Here is an 18,488-nt window from a genome sequence, read left to right as displayed (position 1 = left end):
AGCAGTGGATCGAAGGGGCCGGAGCGGCAGCGCTCACTGCGGCGCGGCGCCGAGCCGGCGGACCATGCGCATGACCGCGGACATCTGCGGCGCCTCGCGCGAGAAGAAGTCCGGCTGGGCCGGGTCGTCGCTGGTATAGCCCCAGAAGTCCCAGCACCCGAGCGGGTTATGGCGCGACGCGCCGACCTGCGGGAACAGCACCACGATGCGGTTGGCCTCGGCACTCTCCAGGTAGCCGGCGCCGCGCACGAAGCGTTCGCCGATGGTGCCCGCGCCCTGCAGGCAGCCATGGAAGGCCACGTGCACGCGGCAAGCCGCAGCACCGCCGTCGTTGCCACCCGCGCCGCACTCGCGCGGCACGTAGGCATAACCGCTGTCGGCAAGCAGCGCCTTGCCGCCGGGATCGAACGCGCGCTGGTCAAAGCGCAGCAACTCACCCGACGGCCGTGCCGCCGGCTTCAGCGCGCCATAGATCCACTGCAGGATCTGCCGCGCCTGCTCGAGTCCGCAGTTGTTGATGTAGGGCGACGCGCTGACCGCGCAGGCGGCGTCGCCCGCCTGGCTGGTGATGAAGGCATGTCCGGCCGCGACATCGGCCACGTACTGCAGCTGCGAAGCCGGCGCACCGGCCAGGGTATAGAACCGCCCCACCTGCGCGGCGACGCGTGGCAGCACGGTCTGGTCGCGCGTGCCGGAAAACACGTAGACGCGCTGCCGCGCGAGGTTCTGCAACGGATCGATGCGGCCATCGCGGGCAAAGGTGCGCGCCGCGTCCAGCGCCGCCTGCGCATCGGGGCCGGTAGCGCCGACCGGCTGCATGCACTGGGTCGCAGCGGCGGTGGCGGGCGGCGTGGGGGCGAACAGGCCGGCGCAGTAGAACGGTCCGCCCGCGACCACGCCGGCGCCGACCATGGTGCCGGAATACGCAACGTGGAACTGCGTGGCCATGAACGCACCGGACGACAGCCCCGACACCGAGGTCTGCGCCAGGTCCGCGCCCAGCGCGGGCAGCGCCTGCGCGGCGACGCCCCCGCTGACGCCGAGCGCGCACGCTGCGGCAAGTGCCCGGTAGCGGGCGGTTGGCTTGCATCGAATCATGATGGCTCCAGCACGGCGACAGGAATCGGAGCGCCGCGCGGATCGCAGCGGGCAGCACGCTGGTCGCCATGCGGCGGCTGCATGGACCATTGTCGGGAGCCACCGCCACGCCGGGCCATTGGGCAAATGCGGTAGCGCGCCACACTGCCACGCACCCGCTATGCATCGCAGGCATGTTGCTGCGGCAACTCCAGCCATCCCTGCTGCACGCTCAGAAACAGCAGGGCGCAGACATTGCTGGCGCCCGCCTTCTGCAGCAGCCGGGCCCGGTGCGTGCGCGCGGTCTGGTCGCTGATGCCGAGCGCGCGCGCGATTTCCTTGTCGCTCAGGCCGCGCCCGAGCCATTCCAGATATTCGCGCTCGCGTTGCGAGAATGGATTATCCGCGGCTGCCGGCCCGCTTTTTTAAACGGCTCATGCTGGCGCGCGAGATAGTACAGGGTCAATTGCGAGGATTTTCGCAATTGCATTTTCGCGAGCAGATGCTCACGGTGCTTGCGCGCCGTGGATACGGAAAATGCGAGACGTGCGGCGATCTCGCGATCGCTCATGCCGCGGGCAATAAAGGCGAGCACCGTCTCTTCCCGAGTGGTGAGGTTCATGCGGAAGACTCCATGCGATGGAACGAGTGGTTCCGTCGCAGGAGCGGCAGCCGCGCGTCAATCTGTGCATCAGTGCATCACAGGACCCTTCGTGCAAGGCTAGTGCGGACCTACGAGCGGAACCGGGGACAGCCCGGTCGGGCTCCAGATCACTGCTTTTGTTTTCGATCTCTTGCGGTGTTGCGCCGGCATGGGAGTTCGCACTTCCCGACAGTGCGATCCGGAATATCCGGATGCCGGCAGCAGAGGCGAATTCTAGGTGCTGGCTTTTATATTTAAAAGCCAATTCATGCTGCGCGATTTTTAATTCTGATTGTTGCCCGGCATTATCCACTGCCAATACCGCATTTGCCCAATGGCGGGGGCACAGGCCGAAAACCAAGAATGATTCCACCTGTCCCGGAGCCGCGCCGATGCGCGGCAACGCGGCAGGCGCGGAGATCGGGCCAGGCATGCGCGGCCCGCCGCCCTTGCTTCCTTAATCCACGCAGTTATTCAAAGGAGTCGTCATGACCTACCCCATCCACGCCGCCGTCCTGGCGCCGCAAGGTGTACTCGGCAATCTCGTCAGCGGTATCGGCAGCCTGCTGCCGTTCGCCGCGCAGCCGATGCTGGTGCCCCAAAGCGCGATGACCGACGCGGTCGCGCCGGCGGTGCGAGACGGCGTGCAGGCCGTGGTCACGCACTATGTGCACCCGGTGATCGGCCATGCGGCCGGCGCCGCCGCCGGCGCGCTGGCCCAGCATATTCCGTTCCCCGAGCCCGGGCATACCGGCCCGATCGGCACCGCGATCTCGACGCATGCGCCGGGATTCATCCAGGCGGCCGGCACCGCCGCGGGCTATCCGACCATCGCCATCCATGGCGCCAACATCGTTCGGGAAGGCGCGCGCTACCTGCCGTTCTCGGCCATGCCCGCGGTCACGCTGGCACCCCAGGGCGTGTTCGGCTCGCTGATCGGCGCCGTGGCACCGACCCTTGGCCATGCCGTCGGCGGCCTGCTGGGCAATGCCAACGTGGGCCAGCAGATCGGCACCGTGGCCGGCCACCTCGGCGGCCTGCTGCCGTTCTCGGCGCAACCCCAGGCTGCGCTGGCCCCGCAGGGCGTGTTCGGCTCGCTGATCGGCGCGGTGGCGCCGACCCTGGGCCATGCCGTCGGCGGCCTGCTCGGCAATGCCAACGTGGGCCAGCAGATCGGCACCGTGGCCGGCCATCTCGGCGGCCTGCTGCCGTTCTCGGCGCAGCCGCAAGTGGTCTATGCCTGAAGGCGCATGACGTCCCGGGCATGACCGTGGCGCCCGACGGCGCCGCCGCGGGCCGGCATACGCGCCGGCCCGCCCGAATCGATGCGCGCGCCGCCTGGCGCCGCGGTGGAGATAGCAAATGGAACGAGACAAGAAAGGCGAGGCCACGCGCGCCGGCGCGGACCGTGCCACCACTACCGGTGCGGGCAACCGCGAGGCCGTGGCGCTGGACGCCGGCCGCAAGCAATACCTGATCGCGCCGCGGCGTCATGCACTGGCCCGTCAGGCGGGCGTGGCGCCGATGTCGGCTAGCGAACTGCACAGCACGGTGACGCAGCTGCCCGGCGTTGAAGTGGTGCATGTGGTCGAAGGCCACAAGAACACGCACCTGCACTCGGTGCGGCCCGACGAGGCCGCCCACACCTATGTGGTCAAGCTCGATGCCGCGCACGCGCAGATGCTGCAGGCCACCGCGCCGCCGCACATGATCGTCGAGGAAGACCATCCGCTCGGCTATGGCCGCAAGGCCGAACTCGAGACCTCCGACCGGCTGCATCCGCAGTCGGCGTTCGACGGCCCGGTGTCGCGCGAAGTGCTGGTGCGGGTGCTGGGCACCGGCGACACGCCGCTGCCGGGCGTGGCGATCACGCTGGCGGGCGATGGCTTTCCGGCAACCGCCACCACCGACGCCAGCGGCGAAGCGACGCTGACGCTGGTGCAGCAGCAGCCCGGGCCGGCGCGCTCGCTGTTCGTGCGGCCGCTGAGCGGCTACTGGAACAAGTATTTGCTGTCGCCCAATGTGGTGTCGGGCCAGCCCAACGTGATACGCGTGACGCCGTTGTCGCAGCCGAATCCGGACGTGCCGCCGCACGGCCGCTTCGGCTGGGGCCAGCGGCTGATGGGGCTGGACCGGCTCACGCGCAGCTTCGGCGGCCGCGGCGTGCGCATCGCGGTGGTCGATTCGGGCGCCGATGCCGCGCACCCGCTGCTGGCGCATATCCGCCATGGCATGGACCTGACCGGCACCGGCGTCGACGCCGGCACCAACGCCAGCGACACCTGGCGCCTCGACACCATCGGCCACGGCTCGCACTGCGCCGGCGTGATCGGCGCGCGGCCGCAGCCGGGCGCGCCGGCGTCCGCCAGTGCCGAGGCCCAGGCCACCATGCTCGGCTTCGCACCAGAGGCGGAAATGCATGCGCTCAAGATCTTTCCGGGCGGGCAGTTCAGCACGCTGCTGCGCGCGCTCGACTACTGCATCGACCACGACGTCGACGTGGTCAACCTGAGCCTGGGCGCGCCCCAGCCCTCGCAGGCGGTCGAGCAGAAGCTGATCGAAGCCGTGCACAGCGGCGTGGCCTGCATCGTCGCTGCCGGCAACTCGGGCGGGCCGGTGCAGTACCCGGCGGCCTCCGCCTCGGTGCTGGCGGTCTCGGCGCTGGGCCTGCAGAGCGAACTGCCGCACGACGTGTGGGAACGAACCCAGGTGGTGCAGCATGCGGCCACGCGCGCCGGACTGTTCGCGCCGACGTTCTCGTGTTTCGGCCCGCAGATCGCGGTGTGCGGCCCGGGCGTGGGCATCATCTCGACCGTGCCGGGCGCCGCGTTCATGCCGGACTCCGGCACCTCGATGGCCGCACCGCATATCGCCGGGCTGGCCGCGCTGCTGCTGTCCGATCCGCAGCTGGCGGCGTGGATGGGTCCGCGCGGACCGCGCCGCGTCGCGGCGCTGTTCCAGCTGATCCGCGCCATCAGTTCGCCGATCGTTGCGCACGACCCGGAGAACCGCTTCGGCGGCGGCCTGCCGCAGTTGCAGAACCTGCAGCGCCTGCTGGGCCGGCCGCAGTAGCACGCGCCTCCCGCCGCGCGGGAAACAACGCGGCCCGGGCCACCGGGCCGCCCTCCTTCTTCCACAGATCATGCGCACGCTAGACTTCACCGCCGCGCCGTTACGGCGCGCCGCTGCCGCGGCTGCCGACACCGTCGCGGCACCGCCCCGGCTTGCCGCGGCGACGGCTGGCCCGTTGCCGCTCGATGGCCAGCTGCGCCGCGAATGCGAGGCCATGGCCAGCCATGCGCTGCGGCTCGGCATCGCGATGCCGGCCGGCTGGACCATGCTGCTCGGCAGCGATCACGAAGCGGCCGCGGCACCGCCGGCTTCGTCGCAGCAGCAAGCCGGAACGGGCCTTGCCGCGCAGCAGCTCGCACAACTCCACCAGGAGCTGGCCCGCGCCATCGCGCCCGCCACGCCGCAATGCATCACGCTGCTTGACGATGAGCGCCGCCGCGCGCATCCGCTGGCCTGCCTGGGGCCCGTGCCGCTGGTGCGCGCATTGACCGGCACCGCGGTGTGCTGCCTGCTGGCGGTGGTGCTGACCGGCTTGCCGGCCGAGGTGTCGATGGAGAACATGCGCGCCGGCATCCTGGCCTCGTCGGGCCGCACGCTGCTGTTCAACATGCTGTTCCTGCTGTTCTGCGCCGGGCTGGGGGCCTCGTTTGCCTCGCTGTTCCAGGTGCACGGCTACATCGCCCGGGGTACCTATGACCCCAAGTACGACGCCGCCTACGCCGCGCAACTGATCCTTGGCATCATGTCCGGGCTGATCCTGGTCGAGATGCTGCCGCCGCAGTTGTTCGATTCGGCCGGCATGCGCAGCTTCGGCAAGCCGGCCTTGTCGATGCTGGGCGGCTTCTCCGCCACCGCGGTGCATCGCCTGCTGCAGCGCATCGTCGAGATCGTCGAGACCGCGGTGCGTGGCAGCACGCCGCGCGAGCCGCGCAAGGAGTAGCGCCATGCTGTTCCTCTACAGCCTGCCCAGCACCGGCATGGCCGCCATCGTGGTCACGGCCATCGTCGCGGTGGTGCTGGCCGGCTATGCGGTCGCGCGCCGCTTCGCGCTGATCGAGCTCGATGCCGAGCAGCGCGCAATGGCGGTGTCGATGGTCTCGATCATCACCACCATCAACTCGCTGCTGGTCGCCTTTGCCGCGATCAACGTCTGGGACACCTACAACGCCGCCGACCGCACCGTCGCCGCGGAAGCCACCGCCGCGGGCGAACTCGCGCGCGACCTGGCCGCATTCGACAGCAGCGCCGCCGATGCCGCCGCGGCGGCATTGCGCACCTACCTGGTGATGGTGGTGCACGAGGAATGGCCGCGCATGCAACGCCTGGGCAAACCCGATGCGCACACCGAACAGCGCTTTGACGCGATGTTCGACCTCGCCAACCGGATCCGTCCGCTCGACAGCCGCCAGACCGTGCTGCTCGGGGAGGTGCTGATGCGCGTCAACGAGATGGTCAAGTACCGCCAGCAACGGATCCTGACGCTGCACGCCGCGATGCCGAACACCTTGTGGGGCGTGATCCTGATTGTCAGCGCCCTGTCGTTCGCGTTGCTGTACGTGCTGCCGGCAACGCCCTTCAACCTGGCGCTGATCACCGCGTGGGCCATCACCATCGGCCTGGCGTTCTTCTTCCTGCTGGCGGTCGACCGGCCCTTTGCGGGCGAATTCAGCGTCAGCGCCGACCCGCTGCAGCACACCATCGACACCCTGGTGGCCAACGGCACGTGGCCGGAGTCGCAACCGGCGTCACAGCCGATGCCATATCCAGCGCCATAACGGCACGCCGCAACGGCCGCCATCACAACAAGGAAACACAACATGCAGATGACCCCGGAACAATTCCGCGCCGCCACCGGATTGAGCGAGCCGCAATGCGCGCGCTGGTTCCCGCGCCTGTGCGAAGCGATGCAGGCGTACGACATCACCGGCGCGGCCCGCATCGCCGCGTTCCTGGCGCAGACCGGGCATGAGTCGCTGGGCTACCAGTTCACGCACGAGTTGTGGGGGCCGACGCCGGCGCAGGCGCTGTACGAGCCGCCGTCGCGCAAGGCCATGGCGCTCGGCAATGTGCGGGCCGGTGACGGCAAGCGCTTCCGCGGCCGAGGGCTGATCCAGATCACCGGCCGCGCCAACTACGCGGCGTGCGGGGCCGCGCTCGGCGCCGACCTGAGCGCCACGCCCGAACTGCTGGAACAGGACGCCTGGGCCGCGCGCTCGGCGGCATGGTGGTGGCGCACGCACGGCTGCAACGCACTCGCCGACAGCGGCGACTTCATCGCGCTGACGCGGCGCATCAACGGTGGCACCAACGGACTGGAAGACCGCCTGCGCCGCTGGAAGGTCGCGACAGCGGCGCTGGCCTGAGTGCGGCACCATGAAAAAAGGGGCTACGGCATTTACCGTAACCCCATTTTACTGCATTGGTGGGCCTCCCGTGAGTCGAACACGGCACCAACGGATTATGAGTCCGCTGCTCTAACCAGGCATGAGCTAGAGGCCCTTGGAAGCGGTTAGTTGCCTTCCAGGAAACTCTTCAGCTTGTCCGAGCGGCTCGGGTGGCGCAGCTTGCGCAGTGCCTTGGCCTCGATCTGGCGGATCCGTTCACGCGTGACGTCGAACTGCTTGCCGACCTCTTCCAGCGTGTGGTCGGTGCTCATTTCGATGCCGAAGCGCATGCGCAGCACCTTGGCTTCGCGCGGCGTGAGCGAGTCCAGCACGTCCTTGACGACGTCGCGCATGGAGCCGTGCAGCGCCGCTTCGGCCGGGGCCAGCGTGTTGGTGTCCTCGATGAAGTCGCCCAGATGGGAGTCGTCGTCGTCACCGATCGGCGTTTCCATGGAGATCGGTTCCTTGGCGATCTTCATGATCTTGCGGATCTTGTCTTCCGGCATCTCCATCTTCTCGGCCAGCGTTGCCGGATCCGGCTCGTTGCCGGTTTCCTGCAGGATCTGGCGCGAGATGCGGTTCATCTTGTTGATGGTCTCGATCATGTGCACCGGGATGCGGATGGTGCGCGCCTGGTCGGCGATCGAGCGCGTGATGGCCTGGCGGATCCACCACGTGGCGTAGGTCGAGAACTTGTAGCCGCGGCGGTATTCGAACTTGTCCACCGCCTTCATCAGGCCGATGTTGCCTTCCTGGATCAGGTCGAGGAACTGCAGGCCGCGGTTGGTGTACTTCTTGGCGATCGAGATCACCAGGCGCAGGTTGGCCTCGGTCATCTCGCGCTTGGCTTCGCGCGCGCGGCGCTCGCCTTCCGACATCTTGCGGTTGACGTCCTTCAGTTCCTTCAGCGGCAGCACCACGCGCGCCTGCAGGTCGATCAGCTTCTGCTGCAGCTCGTGCACGGCCGGCACGTTGCGCTCGACGATGATGCTGTAGCCCTTGCCGTCGGCCACCACGGTGTGGATCCACTCGAGGTTGGTCTCGTTGCCCGGGAAGCGGGCGACGAAGTCCGAGCGCGGCATGCCGCACTTGTCGACCACGATGTTCAGGATGGCACGCTCGAGCTTGCGCACTTCGTCGACCTGGCCGCGCAGCGTGTCGCACAGGCGCTCGACGTTGCGGGCGGTGAAGCGGATGCCCATCAGCTCGGCCTGGATCGCTTCCTGCGCCTTGACGTAGGGCTTGGACTTGTAGCCTTCCTTCTCGAACGCACGACGCATCTTGTCGAACTGCTCGGCGATCACGCGGAATTTCTCCAGCGCGTTCTGCTTCAGCTCTTCCAGCTGGCGCGCGGACGCGCCGGCGCCGGCGCCGCCTTCGTCGTCATCGTCCTCGTCGCCTTCTTCTTCGTCGTCGGACTCGAGGTCCTCGTCGTCGGCGGCGGCGGCCGGGGCCGACGGCGCTTCAGGGGTTTCGTCGGCGTTCGGGTCGATCAGGCCGTCGACGAACTCGTCGATCTTGATCTCGTCGTTGGCGACGCGCTCGGCATGGGCCAGGATCTCGGAGATGGTGACCGGGCACGCCGAGATCGCCATCACCATGTCCTTCAGGCCGGCCTCGATGCGCTTGGCGATCTCGATTTCGCCTTCGCGCGTCAGCAGCTCGACCGTGCCCATCTCGCGCATGTACATGCGCACCGGGTCGGTGGTGCGGCCGAACTCGGAGTCCACCGTGGACAGGGCCGCCTCGGCCTCTTCCTCGGCTTCTTCCTCGCTGGTGGCGGACGGGGCGTTGTCGTTGAGCAGCAGCGTCTCGGCATCCGGCGCCTGTTCATAGACCGCGATGCCGATGTCGTTCAGCGTGGCGACCAGCGTGTCGATCGTTTCCGAATCGACCATGTCGTCCGGCAGGTGATCGTTGATTTCCGCGTAGGTCAGGTAGCCGCGCGACTTGCCCAGCTTGATCAGCGCCTTGAGCTTCTGGCGACGCAGCTCGAGCTCTTCCTCGGTGCCTTGCTGGGTCGAGGCGAACTCCTTGAGCAGGGCCTTTTCCTTGGCCTTGCGGTCCTTGGCCTTCTGCTTTTCGGTCTTCGGCGCCGCCGGTGTTGCCGCCGGGCGCGTATCGTTCTCGTAAAACTCTTCAGTCACGTCGTCTGTTGTGCTGTCGTCGTGCTGCATCTCGGCCTTGGGCTTGCGGCCACGCTTTTTCGGCTCCGGCTTGATTGCCGGCGCAGCGGGACGCTCGGATGCAACGGATGCAGGTGTCGCGGCACGCGCCTTGGTTGCCGTCGCGGCCGCGCCTTGCTTGGCGCCTCCGCTCTTGGCGCCGGCGGCTGCCGCTCGCTTGCTCTCGACTTCGGTATTCTGCTGTTTCGCCACGGTGATACTCTTGCCTTTCACTGGTGCAGATGCTGCTGCAGATGCGGCGACCTTGCCGCTCGTACTGGCGCTCTTGCCGCTCTCGCGTGCCGAAGTCGAGGCCTTTGTCTTTTCGGATGTGCGGGTTCTGGTGGGAGTCGTCACGGCGGGCGCTTGCGCGCGACGCACGGACTTTGATGGCGCAGACCGGGCTGGCGTCTTGACGGTCGCGGTCGATGTCTTCGCCGCCGTGGTTTTCACAGACGCCTTGCCGCTCCCTGATTGGGGAGCTTTAGAGGTAACCCTTTCGGTTGCTTTGGCCTTTGCCATTGGCACGCTCACTTTCACCAGAACTGGAGAGAAAGATTTCGCAATCCAAACCGGCTATTGTAGCACGCCACACATAGCCAGCTCCCTGTCAGGTGAGGTTTTCACCTGAAAAATCAAGGCTTAAGCTCGGCACAGCCGGGCCCGGTCCCTGATCCACTGCTTGTCCAACGCTTGCTGCCGCCTCCCGGTTGAAGGCCAGGGCGCCCGCCGGCGCCTCAGCCCAGTTGCCGCCGCCGGTGGATTTCACCCACCAGCCAGCGCATGCGCTGCTTGGCCGCCTCGTCGGCCGTGCCGGCGACCACCTCCGCCTGCAGGCTGTCGAGTTCGCGCCGCAGCGGCTCGGCCAGCAGCTTGGTGATGGCCGCATCGAATTCCTGTGTTGCAGGTGCCTCTTCAATCTCTTCGCGCAATACCGCCGTGCGCGCCGCGGCATAGACCTCGGCATACGGCGACTGGGCCAAATGCTCGCTGAAGGCCGCGAAATTCACTTCGCCCTGGACGCCGTCGCACGCGCTGACCAGGTGCGCCAGCACTTCGCTGTCGCCACCCTCGCCTTCCAGCAGCAACGCCCGCGCATCCTCGTCCAGCCGTGCCGACAGCGTCGGGTAGCACATCAGCAACTGGATCACCCGCTGCTCCAGCCCGGTCGGGGCCTGGCGGCGCGCGCGCGGGCGCGGCTGGGCGAAGCGCCCGACCCGTGCCGGATCACTGCGCAGGCCGCAGATCGCCTCGATCTCGGCGGGTGTCGTACCAGTGGCATCGGCAAGTTCGCGCACGATCTGCAGCCGCAGCCCGCCCGCCGGCATCGCCTGCAGCAGCGGCTTGGCCTCGTACTGGGCGCGGGCGCGGCCCTCGGGCTGGCGCAGGTCCAGTTCCTCGGTCACCGACTGCAGCAGGAAGCGCGACAGCGGCATGGCATTGCGCACCTGCGCGGCGAAGGCTTCGGTGCCCTCTTCGCGCACATAGCTGTCGGGGTCGTGCTCGGCCGGCAGGAACAGGAAGCGGATGGTCTTGTTGTCGGCCACGTGCGGCAGGCAGGCTTCGAGCGCCCGCCTGGCGGCGCGCCGGCCCGCCGAATCGCCGTCGAACGAGAACACCACCGCGTCGGTCTGGCGCAGCAGCTTCTGCACGTGCACGGGCGTGCACGCCGTGCCCAGGGTGGCGACGGCGTTGGCAAAACCGAGCTGGGCCAATGCCACGACGTCCATATACCCTTCGACCACCAGCACATAGCCGGTTTCCCGGATCGCATGGCGGGCCTCGAACAAGCCATACAGCTCGGTGCCCTTGCTGAACAGCGGGGTCTCAGGGGAGTTCAGGTACTTGGGCTCGCCCTGCCCCATGACGCGGCCGCCGAAGCCGATCACCGCCCCCTTGGTGTTGCGGATCGGGAACATGATGCGGTCGCGGAAGCGGTCGTAGCGCCGCGGCTTGCCATCCGCATCGCGCTTGTCGCTTTCGATCAGCAGGCCGGCCTCGACCAGCGGCGCAGCCACGTTGTCGTCGCGGTAGCTGCCGAACACCGCTTCCAGGCCCTGCCAGTCGTCGGGCGCATAGCCAAGGCCGAACTGGCCGGCGATCTCGCCGGTCAGCCCCCGCCCCTTCAGGTACTGGATCGCCTGCGGCGCGCCGCGCAGCTGGCGGCGGTAGAAATCGGTGGCGCGCGTCATGGCGTCGGACAGCGCCACCGAGCGCGCCTGCTGCTCGGCGCGCTGGCCGGGGGGCAGGCGGTCGCGCTCTTCGGGCACGGTCATGCCGACCGACTGGGCCAGCTCGCGCACCGCCTCGGGATAGGACTGGCCGGAAAACTCCATCATGAAGCCGATGGCCGAGCCATGGGCGCCGCAGCCAAAGCAGTGGTAGAACTGCTTGGTCGGCGACACCGTGAACGACGGGGATTTCTCGTTATGGAACGGGCACAGACCCATGAAATTGGCGCCGCCCTTCTTCAGCTGCACATACTTGCCCACCACATCGACAATGTCGACACGGTTGAGCAGGTCCTGAATAAAGGATTGCGGAATCACCCGACTGACCGTCCTGAGGCTTGGCCGTCCCACGGCGGGCGGCCCTTTTTGGAATGCGTGACCGGTGCGGCGCCCGGCTGCTATCGGAATATTGTAGTGCAGCGCGGAACGGCCGCCCGGATTGCTTCACATCTGCGCGCAACTCCGGTGATTTACACCGAGCTTGCCCGCATCGCGCTTACAACCGATTAAATCAGTATTTACTTTGGTGCAAGCGCGGCCTTGACCAGGGCTGATACGGCGGTCATGTCGGCACGGCCGGCCAGCTTGCCCTTGAGCACGCCCATGACCTTGCCCATGTCTTGCGGGCCGGCAGCGCCGGTGTCGGCTACGGCCTGCTGCACCTCGGCGGCCACCTCCTCGTCCGACAGCGCGGCGGGCATGTAGACCTTCAGCACCTCGACCTCGGCCAGTTCCTTGTCGGCGAGGTCGTTGCGGCCGGCCTGCTGGAACTGCGCGATCGAGTCCTTGCGCTGCTTGATCAGCTTTTCGACTACCGCCAGCACGGCGGTATCGTCCAGTTCCACGCGCTCGTCGACTTCGCGCTGCTTGATCGCCGCCAGCAGCAAGCGGATGGTGCCAAGGCGCTCGGTCTCGCGGGCGCGCATGGCGGTCTTCATGTCTTCGCTGATACGGGCTTTGAGGGACATCGTGATCTTCCAGAAAGTGGGCAGGCACTTACACATGGCGGCGGATGCCGCTCCTGCAAGGCCCATAACGCAAAAACCCGCCGAGCATACGCCACAGCGGGTCAGGGGCAAGCGCGAAGCCGGTGTCAGTACAGCTTCTTCGGCAGCATCTGGCTGCGGATGCGCTTGTAATGGCGCTTCTCTGCGGCAGCCTTCTTGCGCTTGCGCGCGGCGGTGGGTTTTTCGTAAAACTCGCGGGCCCGCAGTTCCGGGAGCAGGCCGTTCTTCTCGATGGTGCGCTTGAAACGGCGCAGGGCAACTTCAAAAGGCTCGTTTTCCTTGAGGCGGATCGTAGTCATTTGGCCGGAAAATGAAAGTATTTTCGGGATGGCGGCGTTACGAAGTTGTGGATTGTAGCACCAACAATCCGGCGCGGAAGTGGCGTGCAACTGGCGTGCCGCGTGTGATTCATACGGCACAAATACAGCTTGACTCAAGCTGCCGATTGCCCGGCGCGGGCCTGCCGTACCGCCTCCGCCGCGGCCTGCCCCGCCGCCACCGCGGAGGCCCAGGCCCACTGGAAGTTGTAGCCCCCGAGCCACCCGGTCACGTCAACCACTTCGCCAATGAAATACAGACCCGGCACGTCGCGCGCCATCATGGTGGTCGACGATAGCCCCCGGGTGTCGACCCCGCCCAGCGTGACCTCGGCCTTGCGATAGCCCTCGGTGCCGGACGGCACGATGCGCCAGTCGTTGAGCGTAGCGCCCAGCTTGCGCAAGGCCTTGTCGGTCACGTCATGCAGCGGCATCGTCGCCGCGACGCCCGCGGCCGCGCACCATGCGTCGGCCAGCCGCGACGGCAGCCGTTGCGCCAGCAGGTTGCCCAGGTGCTTGCGGCTGCCGGCCTTCTGCTCCAGCAGCCACTCGGCGGCGTCCTCGCCATCGAACAGGTCGATCGCGACCGGCGTGCCGGGATGCCAGTAGCTGGAGATCTGCAGCACCGCCGGGCCCGACAGGCCGCGGTGCGTCCACAGCAGGTCCTCGCGGAACGCGCCCGCGGCCTTGCCGCTGCCGGTGGCGATATCGACTTCCAGCGAGACCCCCGCCAGCGGCACGAACGGCGCCCAGTCCTTGCCGTCGAAGGTCAAGGGCACCAGCGCCGGCCGGGTCTCGACGATGCCCAGCCCGAACTGCCGGGCGATACGGTAGCCGAAGTCGCTGGCGCCGATCTTGGGGATCGACAGGCCGCCGGTGGCCACCACCAACGCCCCCGCCCGCACCGTGCCCGCGGCGGTCAGCAGCAGGAAGTCATCATCCTCGCGCCGGATTTCCGCCACCGCGCAGCCGGTCTGCCAGCGCACCTGACCCGCGTCGCACTCGGCGCGCAGCATGGCGATCACGTCCTCGGCGCTGTCGTTGCAGAACAGCTGGCCGCGGTGCTTCTCGTGCCAGTCGATGCCATGGCGGCGCATCAGCGCCAGGAAATCCTGCGGCGTGTAGCGGGCCAGCGCCGAGCGGCAGAAGTGCGGATTGGACGACAGGTAATTGGCGGGCCCGGCCTGCAGGTTGGTGAAATTGCAGCGGCCGCCGCCCGAGATGCGGATCTTCTCGGCAAGCCGGGTGGCATGGTCGATCAGCACCACGCGCGCGCCGTTCTGTCCCGCCACCGCGGCGCACATCATGCCCGCGGCGCCGGCGCCCAGTACCGCCACGTCATACCGGCCGGTCCGGGCCTGGGCTGCCCCGCTCATTGCACGCCTCGCGAATCCATGTGTCTTGCCACCGCCTGAGAAAGGGCAGATTGTAGCGAAAAGCGCGCCACGCGCCGCTGTGCTACCCTGCGCGCTTCCCGCAAACCCTTGTTCCGACGGCTGCTTCCCTGACCGGAGACGGCCTCATGCCTCCCATGCTTGTCCTCGGCATCGAATCTTCCTGCGACGAAACCGGCCTCGCCCTCTATGACACCGGCGCCGGCCTGCTTGCGCACGCGCTGCACTCGCAGATCGCCATGCACCGCGACTACGGCGGCGTGGTCCCCGAGCTGGCCTCGCGCGACCATATCCGCCGCGTGCTGCCGCTGCTGGAGCAGGTGCTGGCCGACGCCGGCCGCACCCGCCAGGACATCGATGCCATTGCCTTCACCCAGGGCCCCGGGCTGGCCGGCGCCCTGCTGGTCGGCGCCTCGATAGCCAATGCGCTGGGCTTCGCGCTGAACGTGCCGATGGTGGGCGTGCACCACCTGGAAGGCCACCTGCTGTCGCCGCTGCTGACGCGCGAGCCGCCGCCGTTCCCGTTCGTGGCGCTGCTGGTATCGGGCGGGCATACGCAGCTGATGGAAGTGCGCGGCATCGGCGACTACACACTGCTCGGCGAAACCCTCGACGATGCCGCCGGCGAAGCGTTCGACAAGACCGCCAAGCTGCTCGGCCTGGGCTATCCGGGCGGGCCGGAAGTGTCGCGCCTGGCCGAGTTCGGGGTGCCCGGCGCGTTCGAGCTGCCGCGGCCGATGCTGCATTCGGGCAACCTGGATTTCTCCTTCGCCGGCCTGAAGACCGCGGTGCTGACGCAAACCCGCAAGCTGGCCAATACCTGCGAGCAGGACCGCGCCAACCTCGCGCGCGCCTTTGTCGATGCGATCGTCGACGTGCTGGCGGCCAAGTCGATGGCGGCGCTCAAGCAAACCGGACACAAGCGGCTGGTGGTGGCCGGCGGCGTCGGCGCCAACCGGCAGTTGCGCGAACGACTGGACCAGCTTGGCAGGCAGCGCAAGCTCGAGGTCTACTACCCTGACCTGGCGTTCTGCACCGACAACGGCGCGATGATCGCGTTTGCGGGCGCGATGCGGCTGCAGGCCGCTCCCGAACTGGCGCGGCATGAATACGGTTATGGCGTGACGCCGCGCTGGGATCTGGCGGATATCCGGTTGCCATCGGCCGCCTGAGCTTGCCACGACACCACGCTAAGGCTCGCAAGCAACAAAAAAGCCACCAAATTTTGGTGGCTTTTTCCATGACAGCGACGGACACAATCAGCCGGCGCGCTTGTCCCGCTCGATCACCGCATACGCGCTGTGGTTGTGGATCGACTCGAAGTTCTCCGCCTCCAGCACATAGGCCACGATGCGCTCGTCCGCATTGAGCCGCATGGCGATATCGCGCACCAGGTCCTCGACGAACTTGGGGTTCTCGTAAGCACGCTCGGTGACGAACTTTTCGTCGGGCCGCTTGAGCAGCCCCCACAGCTCGCACGACGCCTCTTCCTCGGCCATGCGCACCAGCGCTTCCACCGGCAGCTCGCCCGCCAGCTCGACGTTCATGGTGATATGCGAGCGCTGGTTGTGCGCGCCGTATTGCGAGATCTTCTTCGAGCACGGGCACAGGCTGGTCACCGGCACCAGCGCCTTCAGGAACACCCGCGTGGCGCCGTTGCGCACTTCGCCGGTCAGCGTGACCTCGTAGTCCAGCAGCGACTCCACGCCCGACACCGGCGCGATCTTGCTGATGAAGTACGGGAACGTGACCTCGATGCGGCCGGCCTCGGCTTCGAGCTTCTCCAGCATCTTGTCCAGCATCAGCCGGAAACTGGCCAGCTCCAGCGGCGCGCGCTCTTCCTCCAGCAGCGCGACGAAGCGCGACATATGCGTGCCCTTCTGCTCGGCGGGCAGGTGCACGTCGAGGTTGAAGGTGCCGACGGTGGGCACGATGCCGGCCGGGGTCTTCAGGGTCACGGGATAGCGCACGCCCTTCACGCCGACTCGCTGGATCGGGATCTGGCGGGTGTCGGGGCTCGACTGGACGTCGGGCATGATGAAGGCGGGGTTGATGTCATTCATCTACGGTTTCCTCCAGGGTCGCGCCAGGCAAGCGCAAGCCCTTACGGTCGCGGCATTTTCGCAGTCCCTCCATGCCGCGCAACGAGTGTGAAACCACGGGACCCGGCACTGGCGTGCCGACCCGCAGCTGCGAACACAAAAAACGGAGTGTAAGGGAATTCGGACGCACCCGTGGTGCGGTGGCCCGAATCCCCTTGGGGATGGCAGGTGATCAGGCCACGCGCGAGGCGACCGTGACCTGGCGCTGGTCGAGCCCGAAACGCTCGCGCACCGAGCGTTCGATGCCGGCCGCGTCGAGGCCGCATTGCTGCAGCAGGTAGGCCGGGTCGCCATGGTCGACGAAGCGGTCAGGCAGGCCCAGTGTCAGCACCGGCTTGTCGATGCCGGCCTCGGCCAGGGCCTCAAGCACGGCGCTGCCGGCGCCGCCCATCACGCTGCCCTCTTCCACCGTCACCAGGTAGTCGTGCTCGGCGGCCAGGCGCTTGACCAGCGCCACGTCGAGCGGCTTGACGAAGCGCATGTCGGCCACGGTGGCGTCCAGCGCCTCGGCCGCGCCCAGCGCCGGCTGCACCATCGAGCCGAACGCCAGCATGCCGACACGGTGCCCGGCGCGCGCGCCGCCCTCGCGGCGCACCACGCCCTTGCCCACCGGCACCGGCGCCAGGTCGGCGGCGATCGCCGCGCCCGGGCCCGAGCCGCGCGGATAGCGCACCGCGCTCGGGCAGTCCTGCTGGAATGCCGTGGTCAGCAACTGGCGGCACTCATTCTCGTCGGACGGCGTCATCACCATCATGTTGGGGATGCAGCGCAGGTAGGCGATATCGTAGGCGCCCGCGTGGGTCGCGCCGTCGGCGCCGACCAGGCCGGCGCGGTCCAGCGCGAACACCACCGGCAGGTTCTGCAGCGCCACGTCGTGGATCAGCTGGTCGTAGCCGCGCTGCAGGAAGGTCGAGTAGATCGCCACCACCGGCTTGAGGCCCTCGCACGCCAGCCCGCCGGCGAAGGTCACCGCATGCTGCTCGGCGATGCCGACGTCGTAATAGCGGTCGGGGAAGCGCTTCTCGAACTCGACCATGCCCGAGCCCTCGCGCATCGCCGGGGTGATGCCGACCAGGCGCTTGTCGGCCGCGGCCATGTCGCACAGCCAGTCGCCGAACACCTGGGTGTAGGTCTTGCGCGCGGGCTTGGCGGCCGGGCGGATGCCTTCGGCCGGATTGAACTTGCCCGGGCCGTGGTACAGGATGGGGTCGGCCTCGGCCAGCTTGTAGCCCTGGCCCTTCTTGGTGACCACGTGCAGGAACTGCGGGCCGCCGCCTTCGAGCGCGCGCTCGCGGATATTCTGCAGCGTCGGCACCAGCGAATTCAGGTCGTGGCCGTCGATCGGGCCGATGTAGTTGAAGCCGAATTCCTCGAACAGCGTGGCCGGCACCATCATGCCCTTGGCATGCTCCTCGAAGCGCTTGGCGAACTCCAGCACCGGCGGCGCCACCGACAGCACCTTCTCGATGCCCTTCTTGGTGGCGGCGTAGAACTGGCCGCTCAGCAGCCGTGCCAGGTGGCGGTTGAGCGCACCCACCGGCGGCGAGATCGACATGTCGTTGTCGTTGAGCACCACCACCAGCGGCAGGTCCTTGTAGACGCCGGCGTTGTTCAGCGCCTCGAAAGCCATGCCCGCGGTCATCGCGCCGTCGCCGATCACCGCCACCGAGACGCGCTTTTCGCCCAGCGTGCGCGCGCCCAGCGCCATGCCCAGCGCGGCCGAGATCGAGGTCGACGAGTGCGCGGTGCCGAAGGTGTCGTATTCGCTCTCGCTGCGGCGCGGGAAGCCCGAGATGCCGCCCCACTGGCGCAGCGTGCGCATGCGCTCGCGGCGTCCGGTCAGGATCTTGTGCGGATAGCTCTGGTGGCCCACGTCCCACACCAGCCGGTCATCGGGGGTGTTGAAGACATAGTGCAGCGCGATGGTCAGTTCGACCGTGCCCAGGTTGGACGACAGGTGCCCGCCGGTCTGCGAGACCGACTCCAGCACGTAGGCGCGCAGTTCGTCGGCCAGGGTCTGGAGTTCGCGCCGGTCGAGCTTGCGCAGGTCCGCGGGGGCGTCAATCTTGTTGAGGAGTGCGTAGGTCATGATGTCC

General features: G+C 67.9%; 17 protein-coding genes and 1 tRNA gene. 7 read left to right on the top strand and 11 right to left on the bottom strand.

Annotated elements, in window-relative coordinates:
* Positions 1-33: 33 nt before the first annotated feature.
* From MKD38_RS08535 to MKD38_RS08530, 3 genes are all read right to left on the bottom strand, one after another.
* Positions 34-1,098 carry an extracellular catalytic domain type 2 short-chain-length polyhydroxyalkanoate depolymerase gene (locus MKD38_RS08535; protein WP_252675813.1) on the bottom strand — a complete coding sequence of 355 codons (1,065 nt, stop codon included), beginning with the start codon at positions 1,096-1,098 and terminating at the stop codon, positions 34-36.
* Positions 1,099-1,256: 158 nt separating this feature from the next.
* A complete protein-coding gene (locus MKD38_RS31130; RefSeq protein ID WP_371925665.1) occupies positions 1,257-1,427 on the bottom strand; it encodes a LuxR C-terminal-related transcriptional regulator in 171 nt (56 codons plus the stop codon).
* A complete protein-coding gene (locus MKD38_RS08530) occupies positions 1,424-1,699 on the bottom strand; it encodes a response regulator transcription factor (RefSeq protein ID WP_115710313.1) in 276 nt (91 codons plus the stop codon). The genes MKD38_RS31130 and MKD38_RS08530 overlap by 4 nt, the downstream gene beginning before the upstream one ends.
* Positions 1,700-2,208: 509 nt before the next feature.
* Here MKD38_RS08530 and MKD38_RS08525 point away from each other — a divergent pair.
* The 5 genes from MKD38_RS08525 (at position 2,209) to MKD38_RS08505 (ending at position 7,155) form a co-directional block, all read left to right on the top strand.
* Complete coding sequence (locus MKD38_RS08525) at positions 2,209-2,964, top strand: hypothetical protein (RefSeq protein WP_252675811.1); 756 nt, start codon at positions 2,209-2,211, stop codon at positions 2,962-2,964.
* A gap of 118 nt (positions 2,965-3,082) precedes the next feature.
* On the top strand, positions 3,083-4,792 hold the full coding sequence (locus MKD38_RS08520; RefSeq protein ID WP_252675809.1) for a S8 family serine peptidase: 1,710 nt from the start codon (positions 3,083-3,085) through the stop codon (positions 4,790-4,792).
* A gap of 70 nt (positions 4,793-4,862) precedes the next feature.
* The gene (locus MKD38_RS08515; protein ID WP_252675807.1) at positions 4,863-5,732 is read left to right on the top strand and encodes a hypothetical protein; all 870 of its coding nucleotides are present in this window, start codon (positions 4,863-4,865) and stop codon (positions 5,730-5,732) included.
* 4 nt (positions 5,733-5,736) lie between these two features.
* Positions 5,737-6,567, top strand: a complete 831-nt coding sequence (locus tag MKD38_RS08510) for a bestrophin-like domain (protein WP_252675806.1) — start codon at positions 5,737-5,739, stop codon at positions 6,565-6,567.
* Between the two features lie 48 nt (positions 6,568-6,615).
* A complete protein-coding gene (locus MKD38_RS08505) occupies positions 6,616-7,155 on the top strand; it encodes a glycoside hydrolase family 19 protein (RefSeq protein ID WP_252675966.1) in 540 nt (179 codons plus the stop codon).
* 57 nt (positions 7,156-7,212) lie between these two features.
* Here MKD38_RS08505 and MKD38_RS08500 read toward each other — a convergent pair.
* Together MKD38_RS08500 and rpoD are read right to left on the bottom strand one after the other, a co-directional pair.
* Positions 7,213-7,291: transfer RNA gene (locus MKD38_RS08500), tRNA-Ile, on the bottom strand.
* Between the two features lie 10 nt (positions 7,292-7,301).
* The gene (gene rpoD / locus MKD38_RS08495; protein ID WP_252675804.1) at positions 7,302-9,575 is read right to left on the bottom strand and encodes an RNA polymerase sigma factor RpoD; all 2,274 of its coding nucleotides are present in this window, start codon (positions 9,573-9,575) and stop codon (positions 7,302-7,304) included.
* Between rpoD and MKD38_RS08490 the strand changes: the two genes are divergently transcribed.
* Positions 9,565-9,972, top strand: coding sequence for a hypothetical protein (locus tag MKD38_RS08490; protein ID WP_252675802.1), 408 nt, complete (start codon positions 9,565-9,567; stop codon positions 9,970-9,972). The two genes, rpoD and MKD38_RS08490, sit on opposite strands and share 11 nt — an antisense overlap.
* Before the next feature lie 106 nt (positions 9,973-10,078).
* On the opposite strand, the gene dnaG is transcribed toward MKD38_RS08490, so the two are convergent.
* The 4 genes from dnaG to MKD38_RS08470 all read right to left on the bottom strand — a co-directional run bounded on the left by dnaG (position 10,079) and on the right by MKD38_RS08470 (position 14,272).
* Complete coding sequence (dnaG, locus tag MKD38_RS08485; RefSeq protein WP_252675801.1) at positions 10,079-11,890, bottom strand: DNA primase; 1,812 nt, start codon at positions 11,888-11,890, stop codon at positions 10,079-10,081.
* A 200-nt stretch (positions 11,891-12,090) separates the two neighbouring features.
* A complete protein-coding gene (locus MKD38_RS08480; protein ID WP_252675799.1) occupies positions 12,091-12,540 on the bottom strand; it encodes a GatB/YqeY domain-containing protein in 450 nt (149 codons plus the stop codon).
* Between the two features lie 125 nt (positions 12,541-12,665).
* The gene (gene rpsU, locus MKD38_RS08475) at positions 12,666-12,878 is read right to left on the bottom strand and encodes a 30S ribosomal protein S21 (RefSeq protein WP_012353470.1); all 213 of its coding nucleotides are present in this window, start codon (positions 12,876-12,878) and stop codon (positions 12,666-12,668) included.
* Positions 12,879-13,012: 134 nt separating this feature from the next.
* On the bottom strand, positions 13,013-14,272 hold the full coding sequence (locus MKD38_RS08470; protein ID WP_252675797.1) for a BaiN/RdsA family NAD(P)/FAD-dependent oxidoreductase: 1,260 nt from the start codon (positions 14,270-14,272) through the stop codon (positions 13,013-13,015).
* 155 nt (positions 14,273-14,427) lie between these two features.
* Here MKD38_RS08470 and tsaD point away from each other — a divergent pair, with 155 nt between their 5' ends.
* Positions 14,428-15,462, top strand: a complete 1,035-nt coding sequence (gene tsaD, locus MKD38_RS08465; RefSeq protein ID WP_252675964.1) for a tRNA (adenosine(37)-N6)-threonylcarbamoyltransferase complex transferase subunit TsaD — start codon at positions 14,428-14,430, stop codon at positions 15,460-15,462.
* An 87-nt stretch (positions 15,463-15,549) separates the two neighbouring features.
* Here tsaD and folE2 read toward each other — a convergent pair whose 3' ends face one another.
* Both folE2 and dxs read right to left on the bottom strand, forming a co-directional pair.
* On the bottom strand, positions 15,550-16,353 hold the full coding sequence (gene folE2 / locus MKD38_RS08460; protein WP_252675795.1) for a GTP cyclohydrolase FolE2: 804 nt from the start codon (positions 16,351-16,353) through the stop codon (positions 15,550-15,552).
* 211 nt (positions 16,354-16,564) lie between these two features.
* Positions 16,565-18,481: a 1-deoxy-D-xylulose-5-phosphate synthase gene (gene dxs / locus MKD38_RS08455; RefSeq protein ID WP_252675793.1), complete on the bottom strand. Its 1,917-nt coding sequence runs from the start codon at positions 18,479-18,481 to the stop codon at positions 16,565-16,567.
* Positions 18,482-18,488: the final 7 nt, after the last annotated feature.

The sequence above is a fragment of the Cupriavidus sp. WGlv3 genome (assembly GCF_023952475.1).
Classification (GTDB): Bacteria; Pseudomonadota; Gammaproteobacteria; order Burkholderiales; family Burkholderiaceae; genus Cupriavidus; species Cupriavidus phytorum.
Note: the sequence above shows the minus strand (reverse complement) of the source record. Positions and strands in the feature narration are given on the sequence as shown.

Bases quoted from the DNA above. Each gene is read 5' to 3' on its own strand.
- MKD38_RS08505 (WP_252675966.1), top strand. From the start codon at position 6,616: ATGACCCCGGAACAATTCCGCGCCGCCACCGGATTGAGCGAGCCGCAA.
- MKD38_RS08530 (WP_115710313.1), bottom strand. From the start codon at position 1,699: ATGAACCTCACCACTCGGGAAGAGACGGTGCTCGCCTTTATTGCCCGC.
- rpsU (WP_012353470.1), bottom strand. From the start codon at position 12,878: ATGACTACGATCCGCCTCAAGGAAAACGAGCCTTTTGAAGTTGCCCTG.
- MKD38_RS08515 (WP_252675807.1), top strand. From the start codon at position 4,863: ATGCGCACGCTAGACTTCACCGCCGCGCCGTTACGGCGCGCCGCTGCC.
- folE2 (WP_252675795.1), bottom strand. From the start codon at position 16,353: ATGAATGACATCAACCCCGCCTTCATCATGCCCGACGTCCAGTCGAGC.
- MKD38_RS08510 (WP_252675806.1), top strand. From the start codon at position 5,737: ATGCTGTTCCTCTACAGCCTGCCCAGCACCGGCATGGCCGCCATCGTG.
- MKD38_RS08470 (WP_252675797.1), bottom strand. From the start codon at position 14,272: ATGAGCGGGGCAGCCCAGGCCCGGACCGGCCGGTATGACGTGGCGGTA.
- MKD38_RS08535 (WP_252675813.1), bottom strand. From the start codon at position 1,098: ATGATTCGATGCAAGCCAACCGCCCGCTACCGGGCACTTGCCGCAGCG.
- tsaD (WP_252675964.1), top strand. From the start codon at position 14,428: ATGCTTGTCCTCGGCATCGAATCTTCCTGCGACGAAACCGGCCTCGCC.
- MKD38_RS08480 (WP_252675799.1), bottom strand. From the start codon at position 12,540: ATGTCCCTCAAAGCCCGTATCAGCGAAGACATGAAGACCGCCATGCGC.
- MKD38_RS08520 (WP_252675809.1), top strand. From the start codon at position 3,083: ATGGAACGAGACAAGAAAGGCGAGGCCACGCGCGCCGGCGCGGACCGT.
- dxs (WP_252675793.1), bottom strand. From the start codon at position 18,481: ATGACCTACGCACTCCTCAACAAGATTGACGCCCCCGCGGACCTGCGC.
- MKD38_RS08525 (WP_252675811.1), top strand. From the start codon at position 2,209: ATGACCTACCCCATCCACGCCGCCGTCCTGGCGCCGCAAGGTGTACTC.